This window comes from Achromobacter sp. JD-1, from assembly GCF_038594925.1.
In the GTDB taxonomy this organism is placed as follows: domain Bacteria; phylum Pseudomonadota; class Gammaproteobacteria; order Burkholderiales; family Burkholderiaceae_B; genus Achromobacter; species Achromobacter spanius_C.
Window position 1 is genome coordinate 128,013 of sequence record NZ_JBCGCS010000003.1, and the last position, 21,124, is coordinate 149,136.

Here is a 21,124-nt window from a genome sequence, read left to right on the forward strand (position 1 = left end):
GCCGGCCTTGTTGCGTCAGAACGGGATCTTCTGCGACCAGGGCGCGGTGTTTTGCGTGCCCACGCCCGGTGCCACCTTGATCTGCGTGTCCGGGTTGCTGCTACCCAGGCCGTTCAGGAATTCACCCAGCGTATCAGCCTCGGGCAGGCCCAGGCGGGCGACGGCCTGCCCCGGAGGAAACTCCGAGAAGTAGAACTCGCCGTTTTCCACGATCAGGCCGTCGGGACGGGGGCGCGGCTTTTCTTCCGGCACGCCCTTCAACACTTCCCGCATGTAATCGACCCAGATCGGCATGGCGACGCCGCCGCCGGTTTCGCGCGAACCCAGCGACTTGGGCTGGTCAAAGCCCAGCCAGGACGTTGCCACCAGGTTCGGGGTGTAGCCCGAGAACCAGGCGTCCACGGATTCATTGGTGGTACCCGTCTTGCCGGCAATGTCGTTGCGCTTGAGCAGCACCCGGGCGCGCGCGGCGGTACCGTAGGTGGCCACGCCACGCAGGATGTCGTCCATGACCCAGGCGGTGCGCGGATCAATGGCGCGTGCCGCCGCGTCGCCGGCCACCACGGGCCGGGACTGCATGATGACCTTGCCGCTGCTGTCGGTAACGCGGTCGATCAGGTAGGGCGTGACGCGGTAACCGCCGTTGGCGAACACCGAGAACGCGCCCGCCAGTTGCAGCGGCGTCACGGAGCCCGCGCCGAGCGCCAGCGGCAGCACGGGCGGCTGACGCGCCTTGTCGAAGCCGAAACGGGTCAGATAGTCTTGCGCGTATTGCGGGCCAATGGCCTGCAGGATGCGGATCGACACCATGTTCTTCGACTTGTACAGGCCCTGGCGCAAGGTCAGCATGGGCTCGTACTGGTTGCCGTAGTTCTTGGGGTTCCAGGCCTTGGAGCCGGTTTGCGCCGCGGTCAGTTCAAACGGCTGGTCGGAAATCTGCGTGGCCGGGGTCAGGCCGCGCTCCAGCGAGGCGGCGTAGATGAACGGCTTGATGTTGGAACCGGGCTGGCGCCAGGCTTGCGTCACGCGGTTGAAGTTACCGCGATAGAAATCGAAGCCGCCCACCATGGCGCGGATGGCGCCGTCTTGCGGGGTCAGGGCCACGAATGCCGCTTGCACCGCCGGCAGGTTGATGATTTCCCAGTGGTCGCCGAACTTGCGGATGTACACCACCGAACCACGCTTGATGCGCTGGTCGGGCTTGGCCTTGTCGTTCAGCGCGCGCGCCACGACGGCCAGCACTTTCTTGTCCGTGATGGTGATGATTTCGCGCGAGCTGCGCGCCAGCTTCACTTCGGTGGGGCTGGCCGACAGCACCAGGGCGGTGAGCAGGTCGCCGCTGTCGCTGAACTTGTCGAACACGCCGTCCAGGAATTCATCCAGCGCGGCCGGATTGTTCTCGGTGCCCGGCGGCAGGTCCAACTGCTCTTCGGGGCCGGGGTAGGGCGCGCGGCGGGTGTAGTCCAGCACGCCTTCACGCACGGCGCGATAGGCCGCTTCCTGGTCCTTGGACTGCACGGTGGTGTAGATGTTGATGCCGCGCGAGTAGACGTTGTCCTGATAGACGTTGTAGAGCAGTTGGCGCGCCAGTTCAGCCACGTATTCGCCATGGATGGCATAACCGCCGGCTGGCGTGCCTTCCGCCGACTTCATGACGATGGGTTGCGCCATCGCCTGCTTGTATTCCGGCTCGGTCAGGTAGCCCAGCGAAAGCATGCGGCCCAGCACGTAGCGTTGGCGCAGTTCGGCGCGGGGGCGGTTTGAAATCGGGTTGAAGCGCGAGGGCGCCTTCGGAATGCCGGCCAGCATGGCGGCTTCGGCCGGCGTCACTTCCGACAGCGGCTTGCCGAAATAGGCGCGCGATGCGGCCGCGAAGCCGTAAGCGCGGTGGCCCAGGTAGATCTGGTTCATGTAGAGCTCCAGGATCTGGTCCTTGGTGAGCTCGTTCTCGATCTTGAACGTCAGCAGCAGTTCGTAGAACTTGCGCGAATAGGTCTTTTCCGACGACAGGTAGAAGTTGCGCGCCACCTGCATCGTGATCGTGCTGGCGCCCTGCGTCTTCGACATGTTGATCAGGTTGGTCAGGCCAGCCCGCACCACGCCCATCCAGTCAATCCCGCCGTGCTGGTAGAAGCGGTCATCCTCGGCCGCCAGCACCGCCGACTTCATGACGTCGGGAATCTCATTGAAGCGCAGCACGTTGCGGCGTTCTTCGCCGAACTCGCCGATCAGGACGCGATCCGCCGTGTAGACGCGCAGCGGCACCCGCGGGCGATAGTCCGTCATGGCGTTCAGGTTTGGCAAGTTGGGCCAAGCGAGCGCCAGCGCCATTGCGGCCAGCAATACGCCGCACAGGAACAGACCGACACAGAAGATGCCGGTTTTTACGAAGAATCGCAGGATCGGGGAGCCGCTCTTGGCGGGCTTGTCTTTCTTGGAGGAATTCTGGGGCTTGCTCATCGCGGCGATTTTACGGGTATCTCCGGGCCCATCTCAGCGAGAAGGATCGGTTTCTGTAACAAGATTGTTCTGTGTGGTGCGCGGGCAACTGGCGGCAGATGTGATAATGCCGGCATGAACTTTTCCGCCCACTCATGTCCGGAAGCTGACCCGGACCCAGCGCCCACTGGCGAGGCGCCCGAAAACGTGCCTTGCGCCATCGAATGCACAGGCAAGACGGTGCCGTTGCCGCACGATCTGCCTGTCTTCCTTGTGGGGATGATGGGCGCGGGCAAGACCACCATAGGCCGTAGCCTGGCGCGTGCGTTGGGGCGCGAGTTTATGGATCTGGATCATGAGCTCGAGGCGCGTTGCGGCGTTCGGGTGCCGGTTATCTTCGAAATCGAGGGCGAAGCCGGTTTTCGTCGCCGAGAGTCCGCCGCCTTGGAGGAGTGTACCCAACGGCGCAACATAATTCTTGCCACGGGCGGTGGCGCCATCCTCGCCGCTGAAAATCGCCAGCGGCTGCGCGAGCGCGGAATTGTCATCTATTTAAGGGCCAGCGTGGACGAATTATTCCGCCGGACCTGCCGCGACCGCAACCGGCCCTTGCTGGCCACGGCGGACCCCCGCGGCACCCTGCGGGACCTGATGACCCTGCGGGAACCCCTCTATAAAGAAGTCGCCGATCTGGTCGTGGAAACGGGCGCGACGCCCATCCACACCCTGGTCAAGGCGCTGCTGCCGCAATTACAAGCCTTTGAGAAGCGCATATGAACGTTGTTGACGTCGACACCCCGGGCGGAAGCTATCCGATCCACATCGGCCCCGGCCGCATCGATGCCCTGGACCAGTGCATTCCCGCCGACGCCACCGCGATTGCGGTTGTGACCAACCCCACGGTGGCGGCGCTGTACGGCGAACGCGCCGAAGCGGCGCTGGCGCGCACCGGCAAGCGCGTGTTGCGCATCGAGCTGCCGGACGGCGAGGCCTACAAAGACTGGCAGTCGCTGAACCTGATCTTCGACGCCTTGCTGACCCACCGCCTGGACCGCCGTTGCGTCCTGGTGGCCTTGGGCGGCGGTGTCATCGGCGACATGACGGGCTTTGCGGCCGCCGTCTACATGCGCGGCGTGCGCTTTCTGCAGGTGCCCACCACCCTGCTGGCCCAGGTGGACTCGTCCGTGGGCGGCAAGACCGCCGTCAACCATCCGCTGGGCAAGAACATGATCGGGGCCTTCTACCAACCGGTGGCGGTCGAAATCGACACCGATGTGCTGAACACCCTGCCCGCGCGGGAAGTGTCGGCGGGGCTGGCCGAAGTCATCAAGTACGGCCTGATCCTGGACCCCGATTTCTGGACATGGTGCGAAGAAAACGCCGCGAAACTGCGCGCGCTGGACCCGCAGGCCGTCGCCCATGCCATCCGCCGTTCGTGCGAACTGAAGGCGCAGGTGGTGGGCAAGGACGAACGCGAATCCGGCTTGCGCGCCATCCTGAACCTGGGCCACACCTTCGGCCACGCCATTGAATCCGGCCTGGGTTATGGCGCCTGGCTGCACGGCGAGGCCGTCGGTTGCGGCATGGTGCAGGCGGCGGAATTGTCTGCCGACGTGGCCGGCTTTGACCGCGCCGATGTCGAGCGCGTGCGCGCGCTGGTGGCCGCCATCGGCTGCCCGGTCGTGGCGCCCGACCTGGGCGCCGACCGCTGGCTGGACCTGATGCAGGTCGACAAGAAAACGGAAGGCGGGTCCATCCGCTACGTGCTCATGCCGCGCATCGGCGAAGCCTTCATGCGCGCGGCCCCCGACGACGCGGTGCGCGCCGTCTTGTCCCGAACCACCCAGTAACCGCGATTGGAGACGGTGTTGCAGATGAATGAACTGGCTTCTTACGCATCCGACCCGTCTCAATCGCGTGGTCGGAAAACGGCAGAGCCGCCGCCTGAAAACCGGACCGAATTTCAGCGCGACCGCGACCGCATCGTGCATTCCGGCGCGTTTCGCCGGCTGGAGTACAAGACGCAGGTCTTCGTCAACCATGAAGGCGACCTCTTTCGCACGCGCCTGACGCACAGCCTGGAAGTGGCGCAGATTGCGCGCACGCTGGCCCGCAGCCTGAAACTGTCGGAAGACCTGACCGAAGCCATTTCGCTGGCGCACGATCTGGGCCATACGCCCTTCGGCCACGCAGGGCAGGACGAACTGAACGCCTGCATGCGCGAACTGGCGCCCGAGGCGGGCGGTTTTGAGCACAACCTGCAAAGCCTGCGTGTGGTGGACGAGCTTGAAGAGCGCTACGCGGACTTCAACGGCCTGAACCTTTGCTTTGAAACGCGCGAAGGCATCCTCAAGCATTGCTCGGCCGCGCACGCGCGCCAGTTGGGCGATGTGGGCGAACGCTTCCTGAATCGCACGCAGCCATCGCTGGAAGCGCAACTGGCCAACCTGGCCGATGAAGTCGCCTACAACAACCACGATATCGACGACGGCCTGCGCTCCGGGTTGATCACGATTGAGCAACTGCAGGACGTGTCGATCTTCGAACGGCATCACGCCTATGTGCTGGACCGCTATCCGGGCCTGGCGCCGCGCCGCGCGGTGGCGGAAACCATCCGCCGCATGATCAACACGTTGATCGTCGATTTGACGCAAACCTCGCTGGCGCGCATCCGCGACGCGGCGCCGGCCAGCGTGGACGACGTGCGCCGCTCACCGCCGCTGGCGGGGTTTTCGGACGACATCCGGCGCGAGGCCGATGCCCTGAAGAAGTTCTTGTTCGACAACCTGTATCGGCACTATCAGGTGCTGCGCATGACGGCCAAGGCGCGCCGCATCGTGCGTGAGCTTTTCGGGGCGTTTCTTGATGACCCGAGGCTGCTGCCGCCAGACTACCGGCGCCCAGTGTTCAACGAGCAGGCGCGCGCCATTGCCGATTACATCGCCGGCATGACCGACCGCTACGCCATCCGAGAACACAAGCGCCTGTTCGAGATGGGCTGAAGCGGCGGGCTGGCCGCGCGCGGTGCTTGCTTAGCGGTGCTTGCGGTAGGGTTCGTCTTCGGGCACGAACGTGGCTTCGGCGCGCGCATCCCGCATCCAATCCTGCATGGCCGGCAATGCCAGGACCGCATCCATGTAGTCGCGCACGGCGCCCGCGGCAGCGATGCCGTAGGTGGTGAAGCGCGACACCACCGGCGCGAAAAATGCGTCGGCAATCGAGAATGCGCCGAACAGGAACGGGCCGCCGTGGCCGAATTCAGCACGAGTGTCGTGCCAGATGGCTTGCAGGCGCGAGATGTCTTGTTGGGCGGCCTCGGGCAGCTTGATGCCCGGCAGATGCGCTTCGATATTCATCGGCAGGGCGTTGCGCAGGGCGCCAAAGCCGCTGTGCATTTGCGCCACCAGTGAACGCGCGCGGGCGCGGGTCTTGGCATCCTTGGGCCATAGCCCGGCATCTGGATGCCGTTCGGCCACGTATTCACAAATGGCCAGCGAATCCCAGACGGCGAAGTCGTCGTCCAGCAATACCGGCACCAGCCCGGCGGGTGACACCGCACCCACCTTGCGTGAAAACTCTTCCGTGAAGAACGCGAGCTTTTGCTCAGTGAAGGCGATGCCCGTGGCTCGTAACGCCAGCCACGGCCGCAAGGACCACGAAGAGTAATTCTTGTTGCCGATGATCAGGGTGTACATGGCGTGGTTTCTCGCGGGGTGTTGATAAGTCGATCTACCTGCTTGCGTTGCGTCGCAGCAGCTTGCCCAGGTATTGCCCGGTGTGGCTGGCTTGCGTATTCGCGACGTCTTCCGGCGTGCCTTGCGCCACCACGTAGCCGCCGCCATCGCCGCCCTCCGGGCCCATGTCGATCAGCCAGTCCGCCGTTTTGATGACGTCCAGGTTGTGTTCGATGATGAGCACGGTGTTGCCGCTGTCTACCAACTGGTTCAGCACTTGCAGCAGCAATTCAATATCGCGGAAGTGCAGGCCGGTGGTGGGTTCGTCCAGGATGTACAGCGTGCGTCCGGTACTGCGGCGCGATAGTTCCAGCGACAGCTTCACGCGCTGCGCTTCACCGCCCGACAGCGTGGTAGCGCTTTGGCCCAGGCGTATGTAGGACAGGCCAACGTCAATCAGCGTGTGCAGCTTGCGCGAGATGGCCGGCACGGACTCGAAGTATTCCAGCGCCTGCTCAACCGTCAGGTCCAGCACTTCACTGATGTTGCGGCCCCGGTAGCGGATTTCCAGCGTTTCGCGGTTGTAGCGCTTGCCGTGGCACACGTCGCAGGGCACGTACATGTCGGGCAGAAAGTGCATTTCCACCTTGACCACGCCGTCGCCCTGGCAGGCTTCGCAGCGCCCGCCCTTCACGTTGAAGCTGAATCGGCCGGGATCGTAGCCGCGGGTACGCGCCTCGGGCACGCCCGCGAAAAGCTCGCGGATGGGCGTGAACAGCCCGGTGTAGGTTGCCGGGTTGCTGCGCGGCGTGCGGCCGATGGGGCTTTGGTCCACGCTGATGATCTTGTCGAAATTGTCCAGCCCCTGCATCGACACGTAGGGGGCGGGTTCGCTTTGCGCATGATGCAGCTGGCGCGACACGGCGACTGCCAGCGTGTCGTTGATCAGCGTGGACTTGCCGGAACCCGATACGCCCGTCACGCAGACGAGGCGGCCGGCAGGCACGCGCAGTTCGACGTCTTTCAGGTTGTTGCCGCTGGCGCCGCTCAGGGTCAGCCAGGGCAGTTCGTCGTTGACCGGGCGGCGTGCGGGAATCGCGATCTCGCGCGCGCCGCTCAGGTACTGGCCGGTCAGCGAATTCGGATCGCGCTGCACCGTTTCTGGATCGCCCTGCGACACCACTTCGCCGCCGTGCTCGCCCGCGCCCGGGCCCATGTCGACCACCCAGTCCGCCATGCGGATCATGTCTTCGTCGTGCTCGACCACGATGACGCTGTTGCCCAGGTCTCGCAGGTGCTGCAAGGTGCCGATCAGCCTATCGTTGTCGCGCTGATGCAGGCCGATGGAGGGTTCATCCAGCACATACATCACCCCCGTCAGGCCCGAACCGATCTGGCTGGCCAGCCGGATGCGCTGGGCCTCGCCACCTGAAATGGTGTCGGCGCTGCGGTCCAGCGACAGGTAATTCAAGCCGACGTTGTTCAGGAAGCTGAGCCGCGCTTCGATCTCGCGCACGATGCGCTGTGCAATTTCCTGCTTGGCCCCGGTCAGGCTCAGGTCGCGGAACCAGGCCAGGCAGCCCGACAGCGGCATGGCCTCGACTTCATAGATAGCCTGGCCGTGGCGCTCGCCGCCGCGCGGATCGTGGCCGATCAGCACGTTGCGGGCTTCGGGACGCAGGCGCGACCCCGCGCAGTCGGGGCAGGTCTTGATATTGCGGTACTTGCCCAGTTCTTCGCGCACCGTTGCCGAGTCCGTTTCGCGCCAGCGGCGCTCCAGGTTCGGGATCACGCCTTCAAAGGTATGCCGCTTGACCGTGCTGCGGCCTTTTTCATTCAGGTAGAGAAAGGAAATTTCTTCTTCGCCCGAGCCGTACAGCACCTTGTCGCGCAGTGCTTCGGGCAGGTCTTCAAACGGGGCTTCGATATCGAATTCGTAATGCGCCGCCAGACTGGCCAACAGCGAATGCGTGAAGGCGTTGCGGCGGTCCCAGCCACGGATGGCGCCAGCGGCCAGGCTCAGTTCCGGAAAGGCCACGACCCGCTTGGGGTCAAAAAAGCCAACCTGGCCGATGCCGTCGCAACTGGGGCAGGCGCCCATCGGGTTGTTGAAGCTGAACAGGCGCGGCTCCAGCTCGGGCAGGCTGTGGCTGCACACCGGGCAGGCGTAGCGGCTGGAGAACACCTGTTCGTGCTCGCTGTCCATGTCCAGCGCCAGCGCGCGGCCGTCGGCCAGTTGCAACGCGGTTTCGAAGCTTTCCGCCAGGCGCTGCTTGCTTTCTGGCTTGATGCGCAGCCGGTCGATGACGACGTCGATGTCGTGCTTTTCGGTTTTCTTCAACGGCGCCATGCCGTCGATTTCCATCAACTGCCCGTCTACGCGCAGACGCACATAGCCTTGCGCCTGCAGGCTGGCGCATTCGTCCTCGAAGCTGCCTTTCTTGCCGCGCGCAATGGGCGCCAGCACGGCCAGCCGCGTTTCGGGCGTCCAGCCCAGCACCGCGTCCACCATCTGGCTGACCGACTGCGCCTGTAGCGGCAGGCCGTGCTCGGGACAGTAGGGCGTACCGACCCGCGCATACAGCAGGCGCAGGTAGTCGTGGATCTCGGTGATGGTGCCGACAGTGGAACGCGGGTTGTGGCCGGCGGCCTTCTGCTCGATGGAGATGGCGGGCGACAGACCTTCGATGAGGTCGACGTCCGGCTTGTCCATCAGTTGGAGGAATTGGCGGGCATACGCGGACAGGCTTTCCACATAACGTCGTTGGCCCTCCGCGTACAGCGTATCGAACGCCAGCGAAGATTTGCCAGAGCCGGACAAGCCGGTGACGACCACCAGTTTGTGGCGCGGCAGGTCCAGCGAAACGTTCTTGAGGTTGTGGGTGCGTGCACCCCGTATGCGTATTGTCACGTCGATCGGGTGTCCATCAGGCTCTTTTAAGCGGTTTCAAAGGCCAACTTGTTACTATAGCGCGCCGAGTCCCCCCGCGTTCAAGGCAGTCCGCCATTTGGGCTGTATGGGCCACGGCGCCGCACCGCCAGATCAGACTGTGAGCGTGTGACATCCACGCGCGCGCACCGCCCTTGTCATTGTTGAATTTTCCGCATGCCGGCAGACATCAAACTGAAATTGACCCCTTCCGAACGCCGCGCCAGCGTGGCATTGGCCGGCCTGTTCGCCGCACGGATGTTGGGGCTGTTCCTGTTGCTGCCGGTGTTCGCCGTGGCGGCGGCCGGCATGCCGGGTGGAGACGACCCCGCGCGTGTTGGCCTGGCGCTGGGCATGTATGGCCTGACCCAGGCGTTCATGCAGATTCCTTTCGGCCTGGCGTCCGACCGCTGGGGCCGGCGCCCCGTCGTGCTGTTCGGCCTGCTGCTGTTCGTGGCCGGCAGCATCGTCTGTGCGCAGGCGGACGACGTGTACTGGATCACCATCGGCCGCGCCATCCAGGGGGCGGGCGCCATCTCGGCCGCCGTCACCGCCTGGCTGGCAGACGCCACCCGCGACGAAGTCCGCACCCGCGCCATGGCCATGGTGGGCGCGTCGATCGGCCTGTCTTTCGCGGTGTCGTTGGTGCTGTCGCCCGTGTTGGTGGGGTGGTGGGGCTTGTCCGGCCTGTTCTGGACCATTGCCTGCCTGGGCGTGATCTGCCTGGGCGTGGCGCGGTTCGTCGTACCCGTGGTGCCGCGCACCCAGGCCCGTACCATGCAGGCCGCACGGCCGAAGGAAGTGCTGACCCACCGTGACCTGCTGCGCCTGAATTTCGGCGTGTTCGTGCTGCATTTGATCCAGGTGTCGATGTTTGTCGTGGTGCCGGCGCTGCTGGCCAAGGTAGGCGGCCTGGACGCGCGCGAGCTGTGGAAGGTGTATCTGCCCGTCATCCTGGTGTCGTTCGTGCTGATGGTGCCCGTGGTGTTCGTGGCGGAAAAACGCCGCGCCCATCGCGGCGCCTTGCGCGCCGCCGTGGCGGGCCTGGTGCTGGTGTGCGCGTTGATGCCGGCGGCCAGTCATGGTTTCTACTCGTTGGCCATCGCGCTGACAGGCTTCTTTGTCGCCTTCAACGTGCTGGAAGCGCTGCAACCGTCGCTGGTGTCGCGCGTGGCGCCGCAGGCCTACAAGGGCTTGGCGCTGGGCTTCTACAACACGGCGCAGGCGGCGGGGCTGTTCGCGGGCGGCGCGTTGGGCGGCTGGTTGGCGGCTCATTCAGGCGCCAGCGCGGTGTTCATCGGCGCGGCTGTTTTGTCGGCGGTGTGGCTGGTGGTGACCTGGGCGCTGCGGCCGCTGGCATAAGGGTGATGAGGCGGGTGATACAGGGCTGGCGATCGGCCGGATGATGCGTCCCCGACCTCACCCGAAAAGCCGCTGATCGCGCTGCGAATGGCGGCCAATAGCCCCTAAATCGATTCCCTGGGTGGATCGCTTTGTCACGAATCGCGTTTGGCGTGGTGAGGGCTTTTCGTCGATAATACGTACCAAATTAGGGCTTCACGGAAGTAGGGGTCATCAGGATCCCAGGCGTCGCCGGTCATTGTCATGATGACCGGCGTGTTTCATGAAGCCGGTCTTCAACATCGCTTTTTATGTTGTTGCCGGCGCGCTCGCGGCAACGCTCAGGCGCAGGCTGTCAACAACTGAGGGACATCGGCATGGCATCGGTTAACAAAGTCATACTCGTGGGCAATCTGGGTCGCGACCCGGAAGTCCGCTACAGCCCGGAAGGGGCTGCAATCTGCAACATGTCCATCGCCACCACCTCCACCTGGAAGGACAAGGCATCGGGCGAGCGCCGCGAAGAAACCGAATGGCACCGCGTCGTCATGTACAACCGCCTGGCTGAAATCGCCGGCGAATATCTGAAGAAAGGCCGTTCGGTTTACATCGAAGGCCGTCTGAAGACGCGCAAGTGGCAAGACAAGGACACCGGCGCTGATCGCTACAGCACCGAAGTGGTGGCTGACCAGATGCAAATGCTGGGCGGCCGCGAAGACGGCGGTGGCGGTGGCGCCAGCTACGGTGGTGGCGGTGGCTACGACGACGCTCCGTCGCGCCCGCAACAACAACGCGCCCCGGCGCAACGCCCGGCCCCGCAACAGCGCCCGGCGCCTGCGGCGGCCCCGGCCAGCAGCGGCGCGAATTTGGCGGATATGGACGACGATATTCCGTTCTAATCCCGGCTATCGCACGGTTTCAATCCATGCCCCCGCAATGCGGGGGCATTGTTTTTGACGGGCCGGATCAACACAAAAAAGAATCGCGACGTGTAGCAGTTAGCGGGAATCGTCACACCGACCGCTGGAACACCTCAACCAGATAATCAATAAACGCCCTGGCCCGGGCGGTTTGATTTCTGCGTTGTGGGTAATACACAAAGAGGTCGGCGGACGGCAGCGTGAAGTCGGGTAATACCACGCGCAGCCGTCCGCTTTGCAAATACTTGGCCAGATCCCATTCCGAGCGGATCAATATGCCATGGCCGTCCAGCGCCCAGCCCAGCACGATATCTCCGTCGTTACTGGACAAGGCCCCATCCACCTTGATTGCCACGCTTTCCCCATAGCGGGTGAATCGCCACACGCCGTGCGCTTCATCGTTTTGCGTATGCAGGATGCAGCGGTGTGACGCAAGATCGGCCAACGTGGCGGGCGTGCCGTGTTTGTCCAGATAGCGCGGCGCGGCGCACAAGAAGCGGCGGTTGGACATGACGCGCCGCGCGCTCAGGCGTCTGTCGGGCAGTTCGCCAAAGCGGATCGCCAGGTCGAACCCGCTTTCCACCAGGTCCACCGGCCGGTCGGTGACTTCCAGTTGGACCTGGACGTCGGGATAGCGCTTGGCAAAGTCCGAGACCAGCGGGGCGATGGTGGTGCGGCCGAACCCCAAGGTGGCGTTCACTTTCAGCGCGCCGCGCGGGGTGGCGCCGCTGCTGGACACGGCGTCTTCCATGTTGCGCAGATCTTCGAGGATCTTGGGGGCGTGCGACAGGTACGTCTCGCCTTCGCTTGTCAGGCTCAGGTTGCGCGTGCTGCGGTTCACCAGCCGCACTCCAAGGCGCCGCTCCATCAGCGCCAGGCGCTTGGTGGCGGCGGGCGGCGTCAGGTTGAGCTCGCGCGCGGCGGCGGACAGGCTGCCCAGCCGGGCCAGGTGGATGAAGAACTCCAGTTCAGACGCGATGTCGGTTTTCACTGAAAGTAAATAATCAAATGAATAATGGTGAATCTTAGTGCGGGTATTCGCTTCTACGCTAGCGGTTCCCCATGCCACTACGCCGCCTCAGCCGGCACATCAGGAGACACCCATGAGAATCGTCGAGATCCGCGAACAGACGCTGCCCATCAGCTCGCCCATCCGCAACGCCTATATCGATTTCAGCAAGATGACGCTGAGCCTGGTCGCCGTGATCACCGACGTGATCCGCGACGGCAAGCCGGTGGTGGGCTACGGCTTCAATTCAAATGGCCGATACGGCCAGGGCAAGCTGATGCGCGAACGCTTCATTCCGCGCGTCATGGAGGCGGATCCTGAATCGCTGGTGGACGCGACGGGCAAGAACCTGGACCCGCACAAGATCTGGAACGCCATGTTCACGAACGAAAAGCCGGGCGGCCATGGCGAGCGCTCGGTGGCGATCGGCACCATCGACATGGCGGTGTGGGATGCGGTCGCAAAGATCGAAGGCAAGCCGCTGTTCCAGTTGCTGGCCGACCGCTACGGCAATGGCCAGGCCGACCGTCGCGTGTTCGTCTATGCGGCGGGTGGGTATTACTACCCGGGCCAGGACCACGGCAAGCTCAAGGACGAAATGCGCAGCTATATCGACCGCGGCTACACGGTCGTGAAGAAGAAGATTGGCGGCGCGTCGCTGGACGAGGATTTGCGCCGCATCGATTCCATCTTGAGCGTGCTGCAAGATGGGCAGAAGCTGGCGGTGGACGCGAACGGCCGCTTTGATCTGGACACCGCCATCCAGTACGCCAAGGCGCTGTCACAGTACGACCTGTTCTGGTACGAAGAGGCGGGCGACCCGCTGGATTATGAGTTGCAGGCCACGCTGCGCAACTACTACGCCAACCCCATGGCGACGGGCGAGAACCTGTTTTCGATGCAGGACGCGCGCAATCTGATCCGCCATGGCGGCATGCGCCCGGACCGTGATTGGCTGCAATTTGATTGCGCGCTGAGCTACGGGCTGGTGGAGTATCTGCGCACGTTGGACATGCTGAAGCAGCACGGCTGGTCGGCCAGCCGCTGCATTCCGCACGGCGGCCACCAGATGTCCCTGAACATTGCGGCAGGCTTGGGGCTGGGCGGCAACGAAAGCTACCCGGACCTGTTCCAGCCCTTCGGCGGCTTTCCCGATGGGGTGAAAGTCGACGGCGGCTACGTCACGATGCCGGAGCTGCCCGGCATCGGCTTCGAAGGCAAGTCGGACCTGATCACCGTCATGCGGCAATTGTCGGCGTAGGCCGGGGCCGCTGAGGGTTTGCCGGCGAATCACCGGCGGACCCCCAGCGGGTCATTCTCAGCGGGTCGTTCTCAGCAGGTCACCCGCGAATCACCCGCGATCCCCGCCCGATTTACCAGCGATACCGCAGCGTCGCCATCACTGTGCGTTCCGCGCCCCAGTAGCAGCTGACGGCGGTGCCCAGGCAGTTGGCGACGTAGCGCTTGTCGAACAGGTTCGACACGTTCAGCGCCACCTGCGCGCCGGCCAGTGTGGGGCTGACGCGGCCCAGGTCGTAGCGAATGGCCGCGTCCACCAGCGTGACGGCGGGGATGGCGTAGCGGTTGTTCAAGTCGCCATAAAACCCGCCGCGATAGGTAACGCCCGCGCCCACGCCTACGCCCTGCAGTGGGCCGTCGCGCAGCGTGTAGTCGGCCCACAGCGCAGCTTGATGGCGCGGCACGAAGATCAACTGGTTGCCACGTTGCGCGGCCACGTTGGTCTTGGTGATTTCGCTGTCGCTCAACGCATACGACATGGTCAGGTCCAGCCCGTTGTCGAAGCTGGCCTTGCCTTCCAGTTCGATGCCCTGCACCTGCGCTTCGCCGGTCTGCACGACAAAGCTGGTGTTGACGGGGTCCGGCGTGCTGACGTTCTTCTGCGTGATCTGGAAGGCTGACAGCGTGACGAAGCTGTCGTAGCCATCGGGCTGGAACTTTACGCCGGCTTCGTACTGTTCGCCCGTGGTCGGCTTGAGCGCCGAGCCGTCGCGCGTGACGCCCGTCATCGGTTGGAAAGACGTGGAATAGCTCAGGTACGGCGCCAGGCCGTTGTCGAAGCGGTAGGTCACGCCGGCGCGGCCGGTGAAGCGGTCGGCATCGGCCGTGCGCGACGTCCAGCCCCATTGGCCGCCGCTGCCCACGGTGCCGCTGTCGGTGGTGCCTTCGGTCCAGTCGTAGCGGCCGGCGAACGTGAAGCGCAAGCGGTCCAGTTCAATCTGGTCTTGCGCGTACAGGCCTAGCTGGGTGCGCGTCATGTTGATCTTGGTGGCGGTGGCCGGGCGCGTCACCGAGGTGCCGTACTCCGGGTCGAACACGTTGAACAAGGGGGATGCCGGGGGCAGCATCAGGCCCAGGCTGCTCTCGTTGTAGCGCGACTTTTCGCGCAGGTAGTCCAGGCCGAAGGTCAGGTCATGACGCATCGGGCCGCTGCTGAATTTGGCGTTCAACTGGTTATCGATCTGGAAGGTGTGCGAGGTTTCGGGAAAGGCCCAGGCGTAGCGAATGGCCTGGGTGTCCGACACCATCGCGCCAATTTGCACCCGCCGCGTGTTGGTGTCCACGTTCGTGTAGCGGGCGCTTTGGCGCAGGCTCCAGGTGTTGTTCACGCGGTGGTCGAGCGTGTAGCCGACCATGGTTTGTTCGTTGGTGAAGATGTCGTAGCCGGGTTCGCCCACGAAGCGGTCGCGCGGGATGTAGCCCGCGGTGTCGCTTTTTTCCAGTGTGCCGATGACGGGCAGCACGGGCGCGCCGCCGCCGCCATGGCTGGTGATCTTCTGATACTGGGCGCTCAGGTTCAGGCTGGTGTCGGAAGACGGACGCCAGGTGAAGCTGGGCGCGATGAACTGGCGTTCGTCGTCAACGTGTTGATACTGCGTATCGCTGTCGCGCAGTGTGCCCGTCAGCCGGTACAGGAACTTGCCCTCTTCATCGGCCGGGCCTGAGAAGTCGAACGCGCCCTGGAACCGGTTGAAGCTGCCCGCCTGCAGCACCACTTCGTTAAGTGGCTCGGCGGTGGGGCGCTTGCTGGTCATGTTGACCAGACCACCCGGCGCGCTTTGGCCGTATAGGCCGGACGACGGGCCTTTCAGGATTTCGATGCGCTCCAGGCCATAGGTGTCGATGCGTGGCTGCGAATAGCCCCGCGCGCCAAAGGGCAGCAGCAGGCCGTCCAGATAGCGCGACGGCGTGAAGCCGCGTATGGTCAGCCAGTCATAGCGCACGTCGTTGTCGCCGTATTGCGCGATCACCCCCGGGGTGTAACGCACGGCCTGGGCGACCGAGGTGACGCCGCGCTGGTCCATTTCGTTGCGGGTAATGACGTTGATGGTCTGGGGCGTGTTGATGAGTTCCGCGTCTGACTTGGTGCCGGAACGGCTACGCGTGGCCACGTAGTCCGCGCCAGAAGTGGGCGACGCGTCGCGTGCGCCTTGCACTACCACTGGGGCCAGCGTGGTCACTCCGCTTGCGGCAGGCGGTGCGGTTTGGGCGGCGACGAGAGCCGGCGACGCGGCAAGGGCGGCCAACAGCGCCAACGGCAGCGGCTTCTTGGAAAAGGACACGGTGTTACCCCTGGTTCAATTTATAATTAACAAGAATCATTCCTAAGCGTCGGCATGATTCCAGATCTCTGTTTTTCTGTCTGACGATTCTTCGGCGCCCATTGACGGTTTTGCTGCCGCCCCGTTTTTTGCGCCCGACACCTATGCCTGCCAGCGCCGCCGCGCCCTTGTCCTCTCTGTCATTGCCCGACCCCTGCACGGGTCCCGTCAAGCCGCATGAATGGTGGCGTGGCACGCTGCCGACCGTGCCTGCCACCGACGACTGGGAAGATGTTATCGAGCGGGTGCAGCGGGTGGATGAGGGCGTCAGCCTGGTGGTGTTGGATGGTTGTCCAGGCCGGACCTTGACGATTCCCGCGCCGGGCGCGCCGGTGTTCGGCATGCAGGTGTGGCTGGAAGGCGAGGCCCTGTTGGCGCTGGAGGGGGGCGAACCGCTGCGCGTGACGGGTGGCGCGGCGCTGTTGTTCAATCACGAGCGTGTGATGGGCTGGGCCACGCATCTGCCAGCCAAGCGCCGGGTGCGGATGGTGGACATCCGCTACACGCCGGACGCGCTGGCGCGCTTGGGTGGCACGATGCCCATCGGCTTGCTGCGCCAGCGGTTTCGTCGAGATGTCAGCGTGCCGGCGCACGGGTCCCTGGTTGCGGCGCTGGACGCGCCAGCCGGATTGCGGGCGTTGGCGGGCAGCTTTTCCAGCGATGCACCGTCTGCGGCAGAGGCGCGACGCCTCTGGTATCGCGCCAAGTCTCTTGAAATGCTGTCGGCATTCGTGCAGCTATTGTCGTTGCCGGACGCGCTGGCCGGACCCGTGGAAAATGAGCATCAACGGGTTCGTCGCGCGTGCCAACTGTTGCGGGACCGCTGCGCGGAACATTGGCCGCCGGGGCTAGTGGCGCGCACGGTAGGGCTGTCAGAGAAGCGCCTGCAGCAATTGATGCGCGAATGCGTGGGCCGTTCGGTACATGCCTATCTGAGCGACATGCGGCTGGCTCGCGCGTCGGATCTGTTGCAGGCCGGCATGAGCGTCACGCAGGTAGCGGGCGAGGTGGGTTTTTCCAGCCTGAGCCATTTCAGCAAGGTCTTCAAACTGCGCTATGGCGCGTCGCCGCGATCCTGGTAGCCCCAGGTTTGGCCCCAACCCCGGGCCGAGACAGCGTTGCTTGCCGGCACCATGAAATATTTAGTTTCACAAAACCCACTTGCGTTGTCTATCTAGTAGTAGGTAAGATTCATCCATCGACGCAGCACAAGCAGCAAACGCAGCAAGTCAGTACAGGCAACACCCAGGAAACACCGCTGCCGCCGAAACCAGAAACACAGCAGGACGATTTTGATTGGCCCTTTTTATTTATCGCAGCATCTATCTATAAGTAGATAGCTGGTGATCGTAACCCAAACTCAACTGAAGCACTTTTCACTTATTCCATCTGGAGAACTGACCATGAAGACCCTCGTATCCGCCCTGATCCTGTCCGCCTCGTTTATCGGCGCCGCCCAAGCTGGCGAACTGGACTACCCGCCCGAACTGAACACCGCCAGCACCGTGACGCGCGCTCAAGTCCAGCAAGAACTGGCCGCCGCCCGCGCTAACGGCGAACTGGATTTCGGCGAAGAAGGCTACGCCGCCACGACGTTTGCGGATGCCGGCTCGGACAAGACCCGCGCCCAAGTGAAGCAGGAATTGGCCGCCGCCCGTGCTCAAGGCCTGACCGAAAGCAATGAACTGGCTTACCCGCCCGTGCAAGGCTGAGTTTTTTTGAAGCCTTATCTATCTAGGCATAGATAGCCCTTCCAGCATTACCCGGTAGCCGTAAAGACCTTACCCACGTTTAGCAACATTGATCCTTACTGGAGTTCAACCATGAAGACCCTCGTATCCGCCCTGATCCTGTCCGCCTCGTTCATCGGCGCCGCCCAAGCTGGCGAACTGGACTACCCGCCTCCCCTGAACACCGCCAGCACCGTGACGCGCGCTCAAGTGCAGCAAGAACTGGCCGCCGCCCGTGCCAATGGCGAACTGGAGTTCGGTGAAGAAGGCTACGCCGCCACGACGTTTGCGGATGCTGGCTCGGACAAGACCCGTGCCCAAGTGAAGCAGGAATTGGCCGATGCCCGTGCTCAAGGCCTGACCGAAAGCAATGAACTGGCTTACCCGCCCGTGCAAGGCTGAGTTTTTTTGAAACCTTGTCTATCTAGGCATAGATAGCATCTGCAACGTGTTTACCCACCCTGATTCTTTCAACTGACGCAGCACTGATCCTTACTGGAGATCAACCATGAAGACCCTCGTATCCGCCCTGATCCTGTCCGCCTCGTTTATCGGCGCCGCCCAAGCTGGCGAACTGGACTACCCGCCTCCCCTGAACACCGCCAGCACCGTGACGCGCGCCCAAGTGCAGCAAGAGCTGGCCGACGCCCGCGCCAATGGTGAACTGGTGTTCGGTGAAGAAGGCGAATCCGCGACCGCGTTTGCCGCCGTCGGCGCCGACAAGACCCGCGCCCAAGTGAAGCAGGAACTGGCTGCCGCCCGTGCCCAAGGCCTGACCGACACCGGCGAACTCGACTACCCGCCCGTGCAAGGCTAAGCCGATGCCGGCACATGCGAACCCCGGGGGGCGGGATGTTTCCCGGCCGGGGTTCGCACGGGCTTCGGTCCACACACTAGGGCGGCCACCAATGACGGACCGACCTATTAGTAGGTAATATTCAGCCATGGACACTCCGACCCCCAACACAACCCGAGACCTGCTGCTGGCGCATGCCGAAAAGCTCATCCGCACGCGCGGATGCAACGGTTTCAGCTACCGCGACCTGGCGGAGCACGTGGGCGTGAAGACGTCCAGCATTCACTATTATTTTCCAGGCAAAGACGACCTGCTGTACGAAGCGGTCGAAGCCTACAGCACGCGCGCGTTGGGTGCCATACGCGGCATCGACACCGCACAGCCTGCCCAAGCGCAGCTTAAGGCGTACCTGTCGATGATGGAATCGGCGGCCTGCGGCGAAGGTGAGCTCTGTTTGGGCGGCATGTTGGCCGCCGACATCATGAGCCTGTCTGATCGCGTACGCGGCGCATTGCAGGGATTTTTCCGCGCGCACGAAGCTTGGCTGGCGCGTGTGCTGGCCCAAGGCGCGGCTGAGGGCACGCTGAGATTCTCTGGCTCGGCCGAGGCCGCCGGCCGCGCGGTGTTCGCCACCGTGCAAGGTTGCTTACTTGTCTCGCGACTGTTCCAGCAACCGCCCGCGTTGTGCGAGGCCATCAGCGCCTTGTACGTGGCATGCGACAACGTTGCCAAGCCCGCGGCTGGCGTCTAAGCAGTCGGCCTGGCAACAGGCGTTCAGCAGCACTTTTTGGCGTAGTAATTCACGGCCGCCCGGCGTAAGCAGGCGGCCGTTGTCATGGGCGTCAAGGACGAACGTAAACCCCGGTCGTCAGCCAGGGATGTCGCTTTGCAGCGCGCGAGCCATGTCGGTGCTGGTGCGTTCCTGTACGCCCAGATCGCGCATGCGTTGCAGGAAGGCGGTTTGAGCATCTTCGAATCCCGGAACTGGGCTCATGCAGTCGGTCAGCAGCACGATCCGCGACAGATTGCCGCCTGGCAGGTGTTCGGCCAGATGTTCTACAGTGGCCCGCACGCAATGGCTGCCCGCTTCACCTGCGACAAGGATCAGGTCGGACCGATCCAGCGAACCCAGCAAGCTGCGGTTGAGTTGGCTGCGCGGGTCGTCGGGGTCGGGCACTTCGGCCATCAGCGCGCTGTAGTGTTCGGTCCACGGGTTGGTGCCCTTGGGCACCTTGCGCACAATGAACTGGCCAGCGTCTTCCCAGCGGTTGTACGCCGCTCGCACGTCGGGGTGCACGTTGTGGCCCCATGTGCCGATCTCGCAATGTACCGGCCACACCATCAGGGTGTAACGGCCGCGGGCCTCAAGCTCGTCAAGATAGGTCAAAGTGCGCGGCAGGTCGTCAGCGTGGCGGGGCACAAAGTGCCCCGCACGCAGTTGCGCGGCAGAGATCGGCGTGAACGGCTCGACCGCCTGGCCTGCACCCGCATGCCAGAACGTGGGGTGCGCGATGTCCACGCGATGGTGCGAATCCAGCGTAACGGTGATCGAGCTCAAGGCAGGCGCGGTGACGTCGATGAATCGCGCCAGTCGTTGCATGTCGGCATGGGCGCCTGGCACCGGCAGGGCGGGCTGGGCGGCCTCGCCCGTCTGGGGATCCCTGGGCAGGTATGGCTCGGGCAGGTCGCAGAAATCATTCTGCGGGTCGACAATCAATAAATGGACGGAACGCGGCATGGGGAATTTCGATGACCTTTTCCGGAATATAGACCGGGATGAGGCTTGACCACTAGAACAGCACCAGATGTTCCGCGCAGTCAGGCAGTTGACGCAGCAAGGCGCGCCATTGCCGCCAAAGGTAGGCCAGTACGGCGAGGGCAAGAGCGGCGATCAGCATCCACATGGCAGTATCCAAAGAATATTTCGCACGACCGTGCGAAATTGGGCCAAAGAATCGCCGGCGTCAGCCGGCGGGGGATAGGGTTATTCCAGGTAGGTAAAGCTACGATAGGTCGAGATAAGCCTGTCATAGGCGGCGCGCACGCGCGCGGGGGCTTTCGGGTCCCGCAGGAAGCGGGCGTCATGCATCAGGCCGATCATCAGGCTGTAGACCTCGAACACAAGCTGTTCCGGATCGGTGTCGGGCCGCAGATGGCCGGCTTCCAGCGCTTGGCGCACCGTGCGCACCATGGCCGAGCGCCAGCGTCGCAGGTTGCCTTCCAGTACCGTCCGCAGTGGCGATTCCACGTCGTCATATTCGAAGGCGCCCGCCACGTAGACGCAGCCCGTCGCCAATTCGACGTTGCTGGCGCGTTCAACCCACAGCGACACCAGCGCATTCAAGCGCGGCAAGCCACGCGGATGCGCCATGGCGGGGGTGAAGACGGCGGCCACGAAGCGCCGGTCATATTCGTCCAGCACGGCCTGCTGCAAGGCTTCCAGCGAGCCCACGCGCGAAAACACGCCGCTTTTGCTGATACCGAGCCGCTTGGCTACCTGGCCCAGCGACAGGCTTTCCATGCCTTGGGTCGCGGCCATGTCCAGGGACGCATCCACGATGGCGGCGAAGGTCAGCTCGCTTTTTCCGGTTTTGGCAGTGTCTGTTCCGGCAGTCATGCGGCAGAATTTAGCACGATCGTGCGAAATTAATAAGGAGTTTTTCGAT

18 protein-coding genes are annotated in these 21,124 nt (G+C 63.8%); 11 read left to right on the forward strand and 7 right to left on the reverse strand.

Annotated features, from left to right (window positions below; all coding sequences use genetic code 11):
* Positions 1-15: 15 nt before the first annotated feature.
* On the reverse strand, positions 16-2,460 hold the full coding sequence (locus tag WBR68_RS06255; protein ID WP_050448309.1) for a penicillin-binding protein 1A: 2,445 nt from the start codon (positions 2,458-2,460) through the stop codon (positions 16-18).
* A 114-nt stretch (positions 2,461-2,574) separates the two neighbouring features.
* Between WBR68_RS06255 and WBR68_RS06260 the strand changes: the two genes are divergently transcribed.
* Genes WBR68_RS06260 through WBR68_RS06270 form a run of 3 tightly spaced genes read left to right on the forward strand, consistent with a single transcriptional unit; the run spans position 2,575 to position 5,441 of the window.
* On the forward strand, positions 2,575-3,216 hold the full coding sequence (locus WBR68_RS06260) for a shikimate kinase (RefSeq protein ID WP_050448310.1): 642 nt from the start codon (positions 2,575-2,577) through the stop codon (positions 3,214-3,216).
* Positions 3,213-4,289 (forward strand): 3-dehydroquinate synthase, encoded by a 1,077-nt coding sequence (gene aroB, locus WBR68_RS06265; RefSeq protein WP_127186168.1) that lies wholly within the window; start codon positions 3,213-3,215, stop codon positions 4,287-4,289. The genes WBR68_RS06260 and aroB overlap by 4 nt, the downstream gene beginning before the upstream one ends.
* A 24-nt stretch (positions 4,290-4,313) precedes the next feature.
* Complete coding sequence (locus WBR68_RS06270; RefSeq protein ID WP_050448349.1) at positions 4,314-5,441, forward strand: deoxyguanosinetriphosphate triphosphohydrolase; 1,128 nt, start codon at positions 4,314-4,316, stop codon at positions 5,439-5,441.
* 30 nt (positions 5,442-5,471) lie between these two features.
* Here the strand turns inward: WBR68_RS06270 and WBR68_RS06275 are convergent, their stop codons facing one another.
* A complete protein-coding gene (locus WBR68_RS06275) occupies positions 5,472-6,134 on the reverse strand; it encodes a glutathione S-transferase family protein (RefSeq protein ID WP_050448312.1) in 663 nt (220 codons plus the stop codon).
* A 34-nt stretch (positions 6,135-6,168) separates the two neighbouring features.
* A complete protein-coding gene (gene uvrA, locus WBR68_RS06280; protein WP_370641202.1) occupies positions 6,169-9,024 on the reverse strand; it encodes an excinuclease ABC subunit UvrA in 2,856 nt (951 codons plus the stop codon).
* Positions 9,025-9,219: 195 nt separating this feature from the next.
* Between uvrA and WBR68_RS06285 the strand changes: the two genes are divergently transcribed.
* Positions 9,220-10,404, forward strand: a complete 1,185-nt coding sequence (locus WBR68_RS06285) for an MFS transporter (RefSeq protein ID WP_050448314.1) — start codon at positions 9,220-9,222, stop codon at positions 10,402-10,404.
* Between the two features lie 356 nt (positions 10,405-10,760).
* Entirely contained in the window at positions 10,761-11,282 is a 522-nt protein-coding gene (ssb, locus tag WBR68_RS06290; protein WP_046802916.1) for a single-stranded DNA-binding protein, read from the forward strand.
* A 112-nt stretch (positions 11,283-11,394) separates the two neighbouring features.
* Here the strand turns inward: ssb and WBR68_RS06295 are convergent, their stop codons facing one another.
* The gene (locus WBR68_RS06295) at positions 11,395-12,294 is read right to left on the reverse strand and encodes a LysR family transcriptional regulator (RefSeq protein WP_230693726.1); all 900 of its coding nucleotides are present in this window, start codon (positions 12,292-12,294) and stop codon (positions 11,395-11,397) included.
* Positions 12,295-12,406: 112 nt separating this feature from the next.
* Here WBR68_RS06295 and WBR68_RS06300 point away from each other — a divergent pair, with 112 nt between their 5' ends.
* Entirely contained in the window at positions 12,407-13,573 is a 1,167-nt protein-coding gene (locus WBR68_RS06300; RefSeq protein ID WP_050448316.1) for a mandelate racemase/muconate lactonizing enzyme family protein, read from the forward strand.
* Positions 13,574-13,685: 112 nt separating this feature from the next.
* Here the strand turns inward: WBR68_RS06300 and WBR68_RS06305 are convergent, their stop codons facing one another.
* The gene (locus WBR68_RS06305; protein ID WP_127186162.1) at positions 13,686-15,893 is read right to left on the reverse strand and encodes a TonB-dependent siderophore receptor; all 2,208 of its coding nucleotides are present in this window, start codon (positions 15,891-15,893) and stop codon (positions 13,686-13,688) included.
* 143 nt (positions 15,894-16,036) lie between these two features.
* Between WBR68_RS06305 and WBR68_RS06310 the strand changes: the two genes are divergently transcribed.
* The 5 genes from WBR68_RS06310 to WBR68_RS06330 all read left to right on the forward strand — a co-directional run bounded on the left by WBR68_RS06310 (position 16,037) and on the right by WBR68_RS06330 (position 19,209).
* A complete protein-coding gene (locus WBR68_RS06310; RefSeq protein WP_050448318.1) occupies positions 16,037-17,014 on the forward strand; it encodes a helix-turn-helix transcriptional regulator in 978 nt (325 codons plus the stop codon).
* Between the two features lie 321 nt (positions 17,015-17,335).
* A complete protein-coding gene (locus tag WBR68_RS06315; RefSeq protein ID WP_230693727.1) occupies positions 17,336-17,644 on the forward strand; it encodes a DUF4148 domain-containing protein in 309 nt (102 codons plus the stop codon).
* Positions 17,645-17,755: 111 nt separating this feature from the next.
* The gene (locus WBR68_RS06320; protein ID WP_050448320.1) at positions 17,756-18,064 is read left to right on the forward strand and encodes a DUF4148 domain-containing protein; all 309 of its coding nucleotides are present in this window, start codon (positions 17,756-17,758) and stop codon (positions 18,062-18,064) included.
* A 106-nt stretch (positions 18,065-18,170) separates the two neighbouring features.
* The gene (locus tag WBR68_RS06325) at positions 18,171-18,479 is read left to right on the forward strand and encodes a DUF4148 domain-containing protein (RefSeq protein WP_230693728.1); all 309 of its coding nucleotides are present in this window, start codon (positions 18,171-18,173) and stop codon (positions 18,477-18,479) included.
* Positions 18,480-18,606: 127 nt separating this feature from the next.
* A complete protein-coding gene (locus tag WBR68_RS06330; RefSeq protein ID WP_050448322.1) occupies positions 18,607-19,209 on the forward strand; it encodes a TetR/AcrR family transcriptional regulator in 603 nt (200 codons plus the stop codon).
* 117 nt (positions 19,210-19,326) lie between these two features.
* On the opposite strand, the gene WBR68_RS06335 is transcribed toward WBR68_RS06330, so the two are convergent.
* A complete protein-coding gene (locus WBR68_RS06335) occupies positions 19,327-20,196 on the reverse strand; it encodes a cysteine hydrolase (RefSeq protein WP_230693729.1) in 870 nt (289 codons plus the stop codon).
* 246 nt (positions 20,197-20,442) lie between these two features.
* Positions 20,443-21,075: a TetR/AcrR family transcriptional regulator gene (locus tag WBR68_RS06340; protein WP_050448324.1), complete on the reverse strand. Its 633-nt coding sequence runs from the start codon at positions 21,073-21,075 to the stop codon at positions 20,443-20,445.
* Positions 21,076-21,124: the final 49 nt, after the last annotated feature.